13 protein-coding genes are annotated in these 14,279 nt (G+C 46.4%); 9 read left to right on the top strand and 4 right to left on the bottom strand.

Annotated features, from left to right (window positions below):
- Positions 1-119 precede the first annotated feature (119 nt).
- Positions 120-2,246, top strand: a complete 2,127-nt coding sequence (locus CI959_RS16060) for a Tex family protein (protein WP_057317349.1) — start codon at positions 120-122, stop codon at positions 2,244-2,246.
- Between the two features lie 3 nt (positions 2,247-2,249).
- Positions 2,250-2,732, top strand: coding sequence for a Cys-tRNA(Pro) deacylase (ybaK, locus tag CI959_RS16055; RefSeq protein ID WP_005856380.1), 483 nt, complete (start codon positions 2,250-2,252; stop codon positions 2,730-2,732).
- A gap of 124 nt (positions 2,733-2,856) precedes the next feature.
- Here the strand turns inward: ybaK and CI959_RS16050 are convergent, their stop codons facing one another.
- Entirely contained in the window at positions 2,857-3,261 is a 405-nt protein-coding gene (locus CI959_RS16050) for a lipocalin-like domain-containing protein (RefSeq protein ID WP_008771908.1), read from the bottom strand.
- 159 nt (positions 3,262-3,420) lie between these two features.
- Between CI959_RS16050 and CI959_RS16045 the strand changes: the two genes are divergently transcribed.
- From CI959_RS16045 to CI959_RS16020, 6 genes are all read left to right on the top strand, one after another.
- A complete protein-coding gene (locus CI959_RS16045) occupies positions 3,421-4,002 on the top strand; it encodes an HdeD family acid-resistance protein (RefSeq protein WP_005856375.1) in 582 nt (193 codons plus the stop codon).
- Between the two features lie 95 nt (positions 4,003-4,097).
- Positions 4,098-4,934 carry an AraC family transcriptional regulator gene (locus CI959_RS16040; protein WP_005856373.1) on the top strand — a complete coding sequence of 279 codons (837 nt, stop codon included), beginning with the start codon at positions 4,098-4,100 and terminating at the stop codon, positions 4,932-4,934.
- 275 nt (positions 4,935-5,209) lie between these two features.
- On the top strand, positions 5,210-6,055 hold the full coding sequence (locus tag CI959_RS16035) for a prephenate dehydratase (RefSeq protein ID WP_008771907.1): 846 nt from the start codon (positions 5,210-5,212) through the stop codon (positions 6,053-6,055).
- On the top strand, positions 6,030-7,208 hold the full coding sequence (locus CI959_RS16030) for a pyridoxal phosphate-dependent aminotransferase (protein WP_008780461.1): 1,179 nt from the start codon (positions 6,030-6,032) through the stop codon (positions 7,206-7,208). The genes CI959_RS16035 and CI959_RS16030 overlap by 26 nt, the downstream gene beginning before the upstream one ends.
- 34 nt (positions 7,209-7,242) lie before the next feature.
- Positions 7,243-8,313, top strand: a complete 1,071-nt coding sequence (locus CI959_RS16025; RefSeq protein WP_005856362.1) for a bifunctional 3-deoxy-7-phosphoheptulonate synthase/chorismate mutase type II — start codon at positions 7,243-7,245, stop codon at positions 8,311-8,313.
- Between the two features lie 8 nt (positions 8,314-8,321).
- A complete protein-coding gene (locus CI959_RS16020; RefSeq protein WP_005856360.1) occupies positions 8,322-9,095 on the top strand; it encodes a prephenate dehydrogenase/arogenate dehydrogenase family protein in 774 nt (257 codons plus the stop codon).
- A 22-nt stretch (positions 9,096-9,117) separates the two neighbouring features.
- On the opposite strand, the gene CI959_RS16015 is transcribed toward CI959_RS16020, so the two are convergent.
- Both CI959_RS16015 and CI959_RS16010 read right to left on the bottom strand, forming a co-directional pair.
- Positions 9,118-10,497: an MATE family efflux transporter gene (locus tag CI959_RS16015; protein WP_034527476.1), complete on the bottom strand. Its 1,380-nt coding sequence runs from the start codon at positions 10,495-10,497 to the stop codon at positions 9,118-9,120.
- 85 nt (positions 10,498-10,582) lie between these two features.
- Positions 10,583-11,146, bottom strand: a complete 564-nt coding sequence (locus CI959_RS16010; RefSeq protein ID WP_008780459.1) for a Crp/Fnr family transcriptional regulator — start codon at positions 11,144-11,146, stop codon at positions 10,583-10,585.
- Positions 11,147-11,465: 319 nt separating this feature from the next.
- Here CI959_RS16010 and CI959_RS16005 point away from each other — a divergent pair, with 319 nt between their 5' ends.
- A complete protein-coding gene (locus CI959_RS16005; protein WP_011966430.1) occupies positions 11,466-12,812 on the top strand; it encodes an MATE family efflux transporter in 1,347 nt (448 codons plus the stop codon).
- 5 nt (positions 12,813-12,817) lie between these two features.
- On the opposite strand, the gene CI959_RS16000 is transcribed toward CI959_RS16005, so the two are convergent.
- Positions 12,818-14,215 carry an MFS transporter gene (locus CI959_RS16000; RefSeq protein WP_005856339.1) on the bottom strand — a complete coding sequence of 466 codons (1,398 nt, stop codon included), beginning with the start codon at positions 14,213-14,215 and terminating at the stop codon, positions 12,818-12,820.
- Positions 14,216-14,279: the final 64 nt, after the last annotated feature.

Genomic DNA, 14,279 nt, shown 5'->3' with positions numbered 1-14,279 from the left:
GGCCGTAAAATTCTTGAAAATTAATGAAAGATACAAATAATAAGCCCAAGAAGTGAGTATCCCGACCGAAAATATAAGCAAAACCGTATATTTGTACTCCAATTCTAAGAAAACTAGATATGATAAACGTATTTCACACGCTTATAGCCCGTTTTCTACAAATTCCGGAAGGACAAGTGGAACGGACAATCGGGCTCTTGAACGAAGGCGCTACCATACCTTTTATAAGTCGTTACCGGAAAGAGGTGACCGGAGGATTAGACGAGGTGCAAATCGGTGCCATCAAAGATCAACTGGATAAACTGACGGAACTGAGCAAACGAAAGGAAACGATCCTCGCCACGATAGAAGAGCAAGGAAAACTTACTCCCGAGCTCCGGAAACGCATCGAGGAGTCTTGGGATAGCACCGAGATCGAGGATTTATATCTCCCTTACAAACCGAAACGGGTCACCAAGGCGGAGATCGCACGCCGGAAAGGACTGGAGCCCTTGGCTAAGATCGTTATGATGCAAAACGAGAATAACCTATCCGCACGCATCAAGAGTTTTATCAAGGGGGAAGTGAAAAACGCCGAAGAAGCCTTGCAAGGGGCACGGGACATTATCGCCGAATGGATCAACGAGAACGAATCGGCACGTAATACCGTACGTAACTCTTTCGCTCATACCGCCATGATCACATCCAAAGTGATCAAGGGGAAAGAAGAGGAAGGCGCCAAATACCGGGATTACTTTGATTTCAGCGAGCCTTTGAACCGGGCCAGTTCCCATCGCTTATTGGCTCTCCGACGGGGAGAGGCGGAAGGTATCCTTCGTGTAAGTATCTCTCCCGACGCGGAATCTTGTCTGGATCGCTTGAACCGGCGCTTCGTAAAAGGTCGTGGAGAGGTTTCCGAGCAAGTGGCTACAGCTGTCGACGATTCTTTCAAACGCCTGCTGAAACCCTCTATCGAGACGGAGTTCTCCAACCAGAGCAAGGCGAAAGCCGATGAGGAGGCGATCCGGGTATTTGCCGAGAACCTCCGGCAATTGCTGCTCGCTCCTCCCTTGGGACAAAAACGGGTATTAGGCGTAGACCCCGGATACCGTACCGGATGTAAGTTGGTCTGTCTGGATGCGCAGGGGAATTTACTGCATAACGAGGCGATCTTCCCGCATCCGCCCCAGAACGAGAAGGGCAAAGCCGCCGCTAAGGTCGCCCAGTTAGTAGCCACTTACGCCATAGATGCCATTGCCATCGGTAATGGTACCGCCAGTCGTGAGACTGAGCAGTTCATCACGAATATACGATACGACCGCAAGGTACAAGTGTTCGTAGTCAGCGAAAACGGAGCCTCTATCTACTCCGCGTCCAAGATCGCTAGGGAGGAGTTTCCCGAATACGACGTCACGGTACGCGGAGCTGTCAGCATCGGTCGCCGGCTGATGGACCCTTTGGCCGAGTTGGTCAAGATCGACCCGAAGAGTATCGGTGTCGGCCAATACCAGCATGACGTAGAGCAAAACGCCTTGAAAAAGAGTCTGGATCAAACCGTGGAGAGTTGCGTGAATTTAGTAGGTGTAAACGTGAATACGGCGAGCAAGCATTTGCTGACTTACATCTCGGGATTAGGCCCTACGTTAGCGCAAAACATCGTGAATTACCGGGCGGAGCACGGACCCTTCACTTCCCGGAAAGAACTGATGAAAGTCCCCCGTATGGGAGAGAAGGCTTTCGAGCAAAGCGCCGGATTCCTACGGATACCCGACGGAAAGAATCCGTTGGATAACTCGGCCGTACACCCCGAGAGCTACCCGATCGTCGAACGGATGGCCAAGGACCTAAAATGCTCGGTAGCCGACCTGATCACCGACAAAGCGCTTAAAAAGAAACTAAAACTAACGGACTACCTTACGGATAAGGTCGGGATGCCTACCTTGCTTGATATCATGGAGGAACTGGATAAACCGGGCCGTGATCCCCGCCAAACGATCCAAGTATTCGCGTTCGATCCCACGGTGAAAACGATCGAGGATTTGAAAGAAGGACAAGTATTGCCCGGTATCGTGACCAACATCACCAACTTCGGTTGTTTCGTCGATGTAGGAATCAAGGAAAACGGGCTTGTCCATATCTCCGAGCTGGCGGATCGTTTCGTAAGCGATCCTACCCAAGTGGTCTCCATCCATCAGCATGTCAAGGTGAAGGTTCTAAGCGTAGACCTATCCAGAAAACGTGTTCAATTATCCATGAAAGGGATCTAAATGATGAAAGAGAAGATTAATAAGACAAACGTGGCGCGCCTGCTGGACAAGGCTAAGATCGCCTACCAGCTCGTGCCTTATGAAGTAGACGAGAATGATCTGAGCGCTACGCATGTAGCGGAGCAGCTAGGGGAAGATATCGCCCAAGTATTCAAGACCTTGATCTTACATGGCGATAAGAGCGGTTATTTCGTATGCGTGATCCCCGGAGCGGACGAGGTGGACTTGAAAAAGGCGGCCAAGGTATCCGGGAACAAGAAATGTGAGATGATCCCCGTGAAAGAGTTGTTACCGCTTACCGGTTATATCCGGGGAGGATGCTCGCCTATCGGCATGAAAAAGCATTTCCCTACGTATATCCATCCTACGGCATCCGGCTTCGATAAGATCTATGTAAGCGCCGGACAACGAGGCTTGCAGATACAGATAGCCCCCGCCGATTTAATCAAGGTGGCGCAAGCTATAGAAGCGGATTTGATCGCATGATCTAACATCGCTGAGAGTACTTCGTAAGAAGTACTCCAGTACTCCGCAAAGAGTATCGCAGTACTTCCTCGGGAGTACTGGAGTACTCCTTATGAGGGACTGAGATCAAACAGCACATGATATCTTAGAATTTCTTAAACGTATACGTTCTTCCTTCGCAGCTCATTACCAGATTCGTCACAGATGACTGCTCGATCGTGAAAGTTTGTTTAGGTGAGGTCCAATCCGTATAACGCATGAATTGTTCCAAAGGCGTACCTCCATAGTTGACCAACTCCAGATCCAGTCTCGTATCTCCCTCCAACGTCTTATAACCGAAATTCGTACGATATACGTCCTTTGCCGGGTCATATAATTGGTACTCGAACAAAGAGGTCTGGAAGTTATACCAAACCGTATCCACCGTCTGGACCACCCCATTCGCCTCTACGGTTTTCAATTGCCATTTCCCTTCCAGCTTATGTTCCACCTTATTACAAGACACCAACGCCACGACAAAACAAGTTATCGCTATCAAATTTTTCATCATAATCCTCGTACTTATATACCTATATTGATTTGAAACGTCAAAGAAAAGAATTAATTTCCAAAGGACAAAGTTTTTAAGGATATCCTAGCCACAAATACCCAGAACTTTTTCTTCCTTCCCTTTGTTAATTGGGTAATTACAATACAAATATTATCCAATATGAAAACATTTATTGATAAAATGGATTATGCGGTCAAGAATTGGTGGTTATCACTATTGGTCGGACTGCTTTACATCATCGTCGCTATTTATTTAATGTTCGCGCCATTGGCGAGCTACGTAGCGCTTAGTATCTTATTCAGCGTCTCTATGTTCGTAAGCGGCTTGTTCGAGATCGCTTTCGCCTTGGCGAACAAAAAGGGTATCAGCAGTTGGGGATGGTATTTGGCCGGAGGTATTATCGACTTGATCTTAGGTATATTCTTGATGGCAAGCCCGGGACTTAGCATGGAGGTGCTTCCGTTTGTCTTGGCATTCTGGCTTATGTTCAGAGGCTTCTCGGCTACCGGTTATTCGATGGACCTGAAACGATACGGCACACGGAACTGGGGTTGGTACATGGTCTTCGGTATCTTGGCTATCCTTTGCTCCATCGGTGTTATCTGGCAACCCGCCCTAGGTGCTTTCACGTTGGTTTACATGATCGCTTATGCCTTATTAATAATAGGTATATTCCGTGTCATGCTATCCTTCGAACTGAAAAGCTTGCATAAACGGAATAAGGAAGCACAAGCGGAATAAGTCTGATTCAAGGATTAATTGGTCTATTTTTAAATTATCCAGTAAGTCAACACCACTTTTATTATTTTTGTGTTCAATCATTAATAAATTAACGGATGAACGCAAACTTACCACAATTAGATTTGCCCCGGGATTATGTCGTAGGAAACGACATTACCGAGGCAATCTTAAACTTTTACAAGCAGACTTGCCGGTTAAAAGCAGGTATTTTCGTGTTATGCGTTGAAGGAAATTTACGGGCTTCCATCAACTTGACGGAGTACACGTTGAAACCGAATGATTTCATCACCTTGATGCCGGGAAGCATTATTCAGTTCTGTGAGCAGAAAGAGAGTTTCCGCCTTTCCTTTATAGGATTCTCATCCGAGTTCATGGACTGCGTGAACATGATAAAGTCTACGATGAGCGCCTTACCTACTATCTACGAGAATCCGATCATATCACTGAGTGAGGACCGGGCGGACTTCATTAACGATTATTTCCATTTGCTAGAGCGGGTACAAGCGAAAGAGAAATCCATAAACAGGGAGATGGTGAAACATATCCTGCTTACCATGATCCATGGGATCAGCGATTTGTATCAAGGGAAATCATGGCCTAACAAGATAACGACCCGTAGCGACGAGATCCACAAGAAATTCATCCAACTGGTGATGAAGAATTATACCTCAAAGCGGCAAACGGCTTTTTATGCCAGCCAACTAAGTATTTCTCCCCAGCACCTCTGCATGATCATCAAGCAAAAGACAGGACGTTCCGTATCCGATATCATAGCCGATATGATAATCATGGACGCAAAATCGCAATTGATGGCTACGGACTTGACTATCCAAGAGATATCTTACTCCTTGAACTTCCCGAATGTATCCTTTTTCGGTAAGTACTTTAAACGGTACGTAGGCGTATCTCCACAGAAGTTCAGAAACAGTTAAGATAAAATTTAAATGTAACAGAAAAAAAATATCACTTTTTGCTTGTAGTTTCCAAAAAAGCGTTACTTTTGCTGCGTATTTAAAAACAAACAGACAATGAATCGATTTAGCTTTACATATTACTTTTATTACTTTTACTTTAGCAGAGTAAAGGCAGGAGTTTGTATGTAAAGCGTTGATGATTGAATATAAATATCAATAAAATATAAAGTCCTGCCGGTTTCGGTGGGACTTTTTTTGTTTGTAACAGTTTAGAGTAAAAATAGAGAAACAAGATGAAAAAGAAAGTAGCAATACAGGGAATAGCCGGTTCGTATCACGACATCGCCGCCCGTAATTATCATGAAGGTGAAGAAATAGAAATCATCCCTTGCAATACGTTTCGGGATGTTATCACGACGATCAAGAAAGACCCGTCCGTACTAGGCATGATGGCCATCGAGAATACGATAGCGGGAAGCCTCCTTCAAAACCATGAGCTGATCCGTGAAAGCGGGCTGAGCGTCACCGGCGAGTATAAGCTACGTATCTCCCATTCCTTGGTAGCGCTTCCGGGAACCTCGATACACGAGGTAACAGAGGTCAACTCCCATCCGATAGCGTTGATGCAATGTACCGATTTCCTCGATACTCTGCCCAACGCCAAGGTGGTAGAGAAAGAAGATACCGCCATGAGTGCCCGGTGGATCTCGGAAAACCAACTGAAAGGACATGCGGCGATATGCGGGAAACTGGCTGCCCAGATCTACAAGATGGAAGTCCTTGCCGAGGGGATCGAGACTAACAAACGGAATTTCACCCGCTTCCTCGCTATAGCGGACCGCTGGACGGCGGATGAGATGCTTCGAGGAACCGATAAAAACAAATCCTCTCTCGTATTCGCTCTTCCCCACACCTCCGGCAGCCTTTCCAAAGTCCTCTCCGTTCTCTCTTTTTACGACATGAATCTTTCTAAAATACAGTCCTTGCCTATTATCGGGCGTGAATGGGAATACTTGTTCTACATCGACCTTACTTTCACGGATTTTACCCGTTACAAACAAGCATTGGACGCTATCAGACCGTTAACAAAAGACTTAAAAATATTAGGCGAATATGCAGAAGGAAGACAAAGTGTGTAACATTACACCCGCTAACCGTGTAGGTAGCGTACAGGAATACTACTTCTCCAAGAAACTGAAGGAAGTAGCCGAGATGAACGCCGCAGGCAAGAACGTCATTAACCTTGGCGTGGGCAGCCCCGACCTTCCACCTTCGGAACAGACCATCGAGACGTTGTGTGAACATGCCCGCAAAGCGAACGAGCACGGTTATCAGCCGTACGTGGGCATACCGGAACTGCGTAAGGGATTCGCCGACTGGTACAAGACGTGGTATAACGTAGACTTGGACCCGAAAACAGAGATCCAACCGCTCATCGGCTCCAAAGAAGGTATCTTGCATATCTCGCTGGCATTCTTGAATCCGGGGGATGGCGTACTGGTTCCGAACCCGGGATATCCGACATATAGTTCCGTCAGCAAACTGGTAGAGGCCCGTTTGATCCCTTACGAGCTGAAAGAGGAACTGGGATGGCAACCGGATTTCGAGGAACTGGAGAAAATGGATCTCTCCAACGTAAAGCTGATGTGGACCAATTACCCGAATATGCCCACAGGGGCGAACGCTAGCGTAGAGCTATACGAGAAGCTAGTGGCCTTCGGCCGGAAGCACGGTATTATTATATGTAATGATAACCCCTATAGCTTCATCTTGAATGAGCATCCGCTAAGTATCTTAAGCATACCGGGAGCCAAAGAGATCTGCATCGAGATGAACTCCATGAGTAAGGCTCATAATATGCCGGGTTGGCGTATGGCGATGCTGGCTTCCAACGCCCAATTCGTCCAATGGATACTGAAGGTAAAAAGCAATATCGACTCCGGGCAGTTCAAGCCGATGCAATATGCGGCGGTGGAGGCCCTAAGCGCGAAGAAAGAGTGGTACGACAACATGAACCGTGTCTATCGTAGCCGCCGGGACCTTGCCGGACAAATCATGCGTACCTTGGGATGCGAGTACGACGAGAACCAAGTAGGTATGTTCCTTTGGGGACGTATCCCCGACTCCGCCGAGAGCGGCGAGGCAATCGCCAACAAGGTGCTATACGAGGCAAACGTATTCCTTACGCCGGGATTTATCTTCGGTAGCCGTGGCGAGCGTTATATCCGTATCTCCCTTTGCTGCAAGAACGAGACTTTAGAAGAAGCCTTGAAGAGAATTGAGAATTTATAACTGAAAATTGAAAATTAAAATATAGATCACAAAGATGGAAATGAAGATTGAACCGTTAGCATTACCGGGAGTTGACACACAACGTCCTATCGTAATCGCAGGCCCTTGTAGCGCCGAGACAGAAGAGCAAGTGTTAGAAACAGCCCAAGGATTAGCCTCCAGAGGCGTTAAGATATTCCGTGCGGGTATTTGGAAGCCTCGTACGAAACCGGGTGGATTCGAGGGCATCGGAGCCGAGGGATTGGCTTGGTTGAAGAAAGTGAAAAAAGAGACCGGTATGCTGGTATCTACCGAGGTAGCGACTAAAGATCATGTATTCGAGGCATTGAAAGCCGGTATCGATATCCTTTGGATCGGAGCACGTACGACGGTAAATCCATTCGCTGTCCAAGAGATCGCCGATGCGTTAAAAGGGGTTGATGTACCTGTATTGATCAAGAACCCGGTTAACCCGGACTTGGAGTTATGGATCGGAGCGTTCGAGCGTTTGTACGGAGCGGGCATTCATCGTTTGGGTGCTATCCATAGAGGTTTCAGCTCATACGACAAGAAAATCTACCGTAACCTTCCGTTGTGGCATATTCCTATCGAGCTTCGCCGCCGTATGCCGGACCTGCCTATTTTCTGTGATCCTAGTCACATTGGTGGTAAGCGTGAGTTGGTAGCCCCACTTTGCCAGCAAGCGATGGACTTGAGTTTCGACGGCTTGATCGTAGAGTCTCATTGTAACCCGGATTGCGCATGGAGCGACGCTTCCCAGCAAATCACCCCGGATGTATTGGATTACGTATTGAACCTATTGGTGATCCGTGACGTAAACCAGACTACCGAGAACCTGACCGCTCTTCGCCGCCAGATCGATGGTATCGACGAGCAATTATTGGAGCTTTTGGCTAAACGTATGCGTATCTCCAAGGAGATCGGCGTTTATAAGAAAGAGCACAATATGCCGATCTTACAGTCTCCCCGCTACAGCGAGATCTTAGAGAAACGCTCCTGCATGGGTGAGCAAATGGACCTGAGCCCGGACTTTGTAAAGGAGATCTTGAAGGAGATCCATGAGGAATCCGTGCGCCAGCAAATGATTATCATGAACGAACAATAATTTATAAGATGAAAATATTGATTTTAGGCGCAGGAAAGATGGGTTCTTTCTTCACCGACCTGCTTAGTTTTGATCATGAGGTAGCCGTATTGGAGAAAGATCCGAAACGTATGCGTTTTATCTATAACGCCCTTCGCCTACAAAGCCCGGAAGAGGTTAAGGATTTCAATCCCGAGTTGGTCATCAACTGCGTGACGTTAAGTTACACGATAGAGGCTTTCAAGGCCGTAATGCCTTACTTGCAGCCATATTGCATTATTTCCGATATCGCTTCCGTGAAGACTTATTTGAAGGAGTTTTATGAGACATGCGGTTTCCCGTATGTCTCCACTCACCCGATGTTCGGACCTACATTCGCTAATCTGGGACAACTGGAGAAAGAGAATACGATTATTATCTCCGAGGGCGATCATCTGGGCAAGATATTCTTCAAGGATATTTATTCCAGCCTCCGCTTGCATATCTGCGAATACACGTTCGAGGAGCACGATAAAGTGGTAGCCTACTCACTAGGTATCCCATTCGCCTCCACTATGGTATTTGCCGCTACGATGAAGCATCAGGATGCCCCGGGTACCACTTTCAAACGCCATATGAAAATCGCCCGCGGCCTTTTGTCCGAGGACGATTTTCTATTGACCGAGATCCTTTTCAACCCCCGTACCCCTCGCCAAATCGAGCGGATACAAGAGGAATTGCATATCCTGCAAGAAATCATCAAGGATAAGGATTCCGAGAAGATGAAAGAGTATCTGACCAAGATACGGAAGAATATCGAATAAGAAATTAAGAAGGTTGTGCTGATTAATTTTTCAGCACGGCCTCTTTTAAAAGTTCTCTCCTTACCAACATAAAGGAGATAAATAACGTACACAATTCCGCCACCGGTACATTATACCAAATACTTTGGATGCCGAATAAAGAAGGATAAACGATAATACCAAAGGTTACGAATACCAAGCTACGCAGCATAGAGATAACAACCGACAGCTTAGCGTTGCCGATAGCCGTGAAATAACTGGAGGCCAATATATTCAGCCCACTCATCAAGAAGGTGAAGCAATAAATCGTTATGCCGTAATTAGCGATCGCCAAAGCGTCCAAAGCCTCTCCTCCCTTAAAGAAAAAGGACGTGATCTGTTGCCCGAAAAAGAATAAGATGGCGAATAACGTTATACCTATCATAAAATTAACACGCCCTGCTAATCTCAGCACTTTCTCGATCCGGTCCAATCTTCCCGCCCCGAAATTATAACTGATAATCGGTATAATTCCATCGGATATCCCTAAGAATACCGTGGTGGCGATAAACAAGATATAGTTAATCGCCGTAAAGGCGGCGACTCCATCCTCTCCTAAATATCGCATCATCGTTATATTGAACAAAAAAATCGTGATTCCGGCAGATAGCTCGGATATTCCTTCCGAAGAGCCATTGTATAACGCATTCCAGACCAAAGGCCAACGGAAACGTCCTCTTTGTACCGCTACGACTTGCCCTCGCTGGAACATCCGGGGAATATTGAACAGCGCTCCCAAGGTAAAGGCCAAACCTGTAGCCAATCCCGCCCCCTTAATCCCTAAACCCATTACCGGGATAAACAAAAGATCCAGACCGATATTAATCAACACCGTACTTCCCATTACGATCATGGCATAAAGCGGATGCCCCATCGCCTTAATCATATAATCTCCTAAGAACATCAATGATAATAAAGGGAAAAACGGGACAAGGGAACGAATATAGTCCACGGCTCCCGTAACCAATACGTCATTCGCACCTAACATACGGGCGATATCTCCGGCGAATATATAAATCAACCCGCTAATCAAAACGGATATTCCTCCAAGAAACAAGAACGAAGTAGTTATAGCGTTATTCGCCTCTTGCCGATCCGAACGTCCGAGGTTTATACCGATCAAGGTCTGACACCCTACTCCTATCACGATAGACAAAGCCGTCATCAAACTATAGCAAGGTAAGATCAGATTCACGCTGGCCAAAGCGTTCGCCCCGACAAACCGCCCTAATATCACACCATCGATCACCGACTGAATCCCGAGGAATAATAGGCCGGCTACTCCCGGTATCGTATATTTCAGAAATAGTCTTGAAATCTTTTGAGTTAGTAAACCACGCTCCAACTCTTGGCGATGGATCGCCTTTTCTCCACTCATTTTCATATTATCCACTTCACGTTTTTAACGACGCGAAGATATGGCTATTGAAAACAAGAAAAATTACCCTATGATAAATAATGACTTTTCCCTATTTTTTTACGGAAGCACGGATACGGCTCAATGACTGTGGGGTTATCTGTAAATAGGAGGCGATATGTTTCAAGGGTAGTTTCAAGATCAAGTCCGGACGGGTTTTCAGCAATGACTCATATTGTTCACGAGCTTCCATCCAACTATCGTTTATAAAATAGTTCTCATATTCCCGAAGATAGTAATCTTGTATTTTCAACCCCCAATTGGCCAACTCAAGGGAGCTCCGGCATAGGTAATCCAATTTCGTTTTCGGTATTCTCAATAATGTCGTATTCTCCACCATTTGAACATTATAGGCGGAGATATTCCGATAAACAAAATTGATCACCTCGCTATCTGAGGCGAACCATAACGAGATATCTTTCCCCTCACGCTCCACGAAAGCCCGGACCAATCCGGTTTTCACGAACCAAACGAACGGATCTCTTTCTCCCTCCCGAATCGATAATTCTCCCTTAGCAAAAGAAACCTCTTTCATTTCTTCCAACAGCTGCCCCACGATCTCATCTGATAAAGGAGACACCTGCCTTAATTGTTCTACGAACTGATCCATAATCATTCATTTATCTTATATCCGTAAAGATATAAAAAAAGTGCGATCCCAAAAACAAAGGTAATTTTGAAGGTTTGCGGATTCCAGTGATTTTACGTAATTTTGCGCCGCTAAATCAAAGAAGAGGTATGAGCTGTAAATTCGAATATTATTTTTTTACGACTAAAAGCATCTTGTTCGTCCATTGGACTACGAGAGGCTCTACCGTATCCGCACCCTATTCCTTCTAATTTATCTTTACATTTTCATTTAAAACAACTCTATCGTATATCCGGCATATACGATCAAGGATTTTTACACCATCATTAATAACAGAACAATACATATGTACAATAGAATAGCGGGTTACAAACAATATTATAAATCCTTAGTAATGCTAGGGGTACCTATCATCATTGGACAATTGGGGGCTATCATCACCGGATTGGCAGACACCATCATGGTGGGACAACACAGTACGGAGGAACTAGCGGCGGCATCGTTCGTCAATAATGTAATAAACGCATTTATCATAATGGGAACCGGATTCTCCTATAATCTTACCCCGCTGATCGGACAGAATTTAGCGATGAATAAAAAGATCGTGATCGGAGGCTGGCTCAAAAACAGTCTGGTTGCCAATATGACTACCACCTTATTATTGATAGCCGTCTTACTGGGGATTTACCTAAACCTAGACTCTTTAGGCCAACCCGAAGAACTCTTGCCATTGATAAGACCTTATTTCGCAGTCTCATTAGTCTCGATCATATTCGTAATGCTTTATAATTCATTCCGTCAATTCGTGGAAGGCATAGCCAACCCATCCATATCCATGTGGGTCCTATTGACAGGGAATCTGCTGAATATCATCGGCAACTATATCCTCATTTACGGAAAATGCGGAATGCCGGAACTCGGACTGCTCGGGGCAGGTATAAGCACCTTTATCTCGCGTATCATCATGCTATTGCTTTTCATCGCCGTATTCATGCTGCGAACCGACTATAAGCCTTACCGGAAAGGTTTCACCCATATTCGTATCAATAAGCAAAGTTGGAGAAGGCTGAATTCCATAGGCTGGCCGATCAGTCTGCAACAAGGCTTGGAAGCGGGAACATTCTGCGTCACCGCCATCATGGTGGGTTGGCTGGGTAGCCTTGAGCTTGCCGCCCATCAAATAGCCATTACCATATCAACGATCAGTTTTACCATCTATTTAGGTCTTGGAGCCGCCGTAGCGATTCGTACCAGTTATTATAAAGGGGCGAACGACTGGTATATGGTGCGTAAGATCACCATTGCCGGGCTTCATCTAGGGCTTATTGTCGTTTGTATTGTCTGCACCACCTTATTCATGACCCAATCCTGGCTTGGATTAATATTTACGGATAATCTTCATGTCAACGCAATCGTGAAGACACTACTCCCCATATTGATGCTCTATCAAATAGGAGACAGCGCACAAATCATTTTAGCGAACTCCTTACGAGGGCTAGCCGACGTGAAAGCGATTATGTGGATCTCGTTTCTCGCTTATTTCATCATAGCCATACCTGCCGGATATCTATTGGGATTCACATTCCATTGGGGTATCGCCGGGATTTGGATGGCTTACCCATTAGGCTTCTTATGCTCTGTATGCCTGCTGGGATACCGGGCGAAAATGCAGGTAAAATCGCATCTCGCCTAATCCGATCAAGCCTTACGATTGATCCGGGAGAAACTAATAACCGCCCCGATCAAGGCCAACACACTTCCCAGCCATAACGCCGCGGGCATGCTATGGCCGGGAAATAACTTAAACATCAAGGCTACCAGCGAAGCCCCGCAAGTTTGTCCCAGCAAACGGGCCGTACCCAACATGCCACTAGCCCCTCCACTCCTACTTTCCGGAGCGGCCCCGATCATGAGGCTATTGTTAGGAGTCTGGAACAACCCGAAGCCACAACCGCAAAGCGCCATGCGCCAGATAATATCCAGATCGGAAGGATGCGCCGGTAATTCCGCCAACGAGAACAACCCTCCCGAGAAGATAATCAACCCGATACCACTCAAGACCCCGGCATTCATTTTCTCCGACAAGATCCCGGCCAAAGGGGCGCACACCATTGTCGCCAAAGGCCAAGGAGTCAATAATAAGCCGGTCGCCACCTCATCGCGTCCCAGTACCCGCTGCAAGAAAAACGGGAAAGAGACCATAGCCAGCATCTGAGCGATGAAAGAAAACACAGACGTAATGATAGAAAGGGTAAAAAGAGGAATACGCAGCAAGTCTATCGGCAATAATGGATATGCCTGCCGTTCCTCTCTCCGGATATAGAAATACCCACAGAACAATACGATAACAATCGCCGCTATTATCAATGAGATATGTACATCATGCGTGAACGCCTCGATAATCGCTATCACCAAACCGAATGTCAATGCGTTCATGAGTGCCGCCGTAACATCAAACTTACGTCCGACAGCCTTCACCGGATTTTGCGGCAAGAACTTAAAGCTCAATATCAAAGCGGTAATACCTATCGGGATATTTATAGCGAACAACCAAGGCCAGTTCCCCACGGACAATATACCAGCGGCTATCGTAGGACCAGCGGCGGCCGATACGGATACCACCAAGGCATTAATCCCCATACCTCGCCCCAGAAAACGTTTGGGATAAATAATACGGATCAAGGCCGTATTCACGCTCGCTATGGCAGCGGCGCCAAAACCTTGTAGCGTACGGGCGATAATCAGCGTAAACAAGGAATCGGATAAAGCGCAGGCCAAAGAGGTACAGCTAAATAACAGCAACCCGATCGTATACACCTTCCGATACCCCCAGATCTCTCCCATCGACGATAACGACAGCAAAGAAATCGTGATCGCCAACTGATAAGCGTTCACCACCCATATAGAAGCAGACGGACTCGTATGGAGATCGCCGGCAATCGTAGGTAAAGCCACGTTTGCGATCGCCCCATCCAACACCGACACGGTAACACCAAGCCCAATCGCTAGGATCGCCCAATAACGGCTAGGGATTGGCAAGCCATCCGGGATATTCCCTCCCGTCTGACCATTTATATTCGTTATTTCTTTATCCATACGGTATATGAAACAGAAATAGGATGTATCTGGTTTAGGAAGTATCGACCAGATCGAGTATCTT

This window comes from Parabacteroides sp. AT13 (assembly GCF_002272965.1).
Lineage (GTDB): Bacteria > Bacteroidota > Bacteroidia > Bacteroidales > Tannerellaceae > Parabacteroides > Parabacteroides distasonis.
The sequence above is the reverse complement of the archived record's forward strand: the minus strand, read 5'-3'. Positions and strand labels throughout refer to the sequence as shown.

Bases quoted from the DNA above. Each gene is read 5' to 3' on its own strand.
- CI959_RS16015 (WP_034527476.1), bottom strand. From the start codon at position 10,497: ATGAAAATGAGTGGAGAAAAGGCGATCCATCGCCAAGAGTTGGAGCGT.
- CI959_RS16050 (WP_008771908.1), bottom strand. From the start codon at position 3,261: ATGATGAAAAATTTGATAGCGATAACTTGTTTTGTCGTGGCGTTGGTG.
- CI959_RS16000 (WP_005856339.1), bottom strand. From the start codon at position 14,215: ATGGATAAAGAAATAACGAATATAAATGGTCAGACGGGAGGGAATATC.
- CI959_RS16040 (WP_005856373.1), top strand. From the start codon at position 4,098: ATGAACGCAAACTTACCACAATTAGATTTGCCCCGGGATTATGTCGTA.
- CI959_RS16030 (WP_008780461.1), top strand. From the start codon at position 6,030: ATGCAGAAGGAAGACAAAGTGTGTAACATTACACCCGCTAACCGTGTA.
- CI959_RS16025 (WP_005856362.1), top strand. From the start codon at position 7,243: ATGGAAATGAAGATTGAACCGTTAGCATTACCGGGAGTTGACACACAA.
- CI959_RS16010 (WP_008780459.1), bottom strand. From the start codon at position 11,146: ATGATTATGGATCAGTTCGTAGAACAATTAAGGCAGGTGTCTCCTTTA.
- CI959_RS16005 (WP_011966430.1), top strand. From the start codon at position 11,466: ATGTACAATAGAATAGCGGGTTACAAACAATATTATAAATCCTTAGTA.
- CI959_RS16045 (WP_005856375.1), top strand. From the start codon at position 3,421: ATGAAAACATTTATTGATAAAATGGATTATGCGGTCAAGAATTGGTGG.
- ybaK (WP_005856380.1), top strand. From the start codon at position 2,250: ATGAAAGAGAAGATTAATAAGACAAACGTGGCGCGCCTGCTGGACAAG.
- CI959_RS16060 (WP_057317349.1), top strand. From the start codon at position 120: ATGATAAACGTATTTCACACGCTTATAGCCCGTTTTCTACAAATTCCG.
- CI959_RS16020 (WP_005856360.1), top strand. From the start codon at position 8,322: ATGAAAATATTGATTTTAGGCGCAGGAAAGATGGGTTCTTTCTTCACC.
- CI959_RS16035 (WP_008771907.1), top strand. From the start codon at position 5,210: ATGAAAAAGAAAGTAGCAATACAGGGAATAGCCGGTTCGTATCACGAC.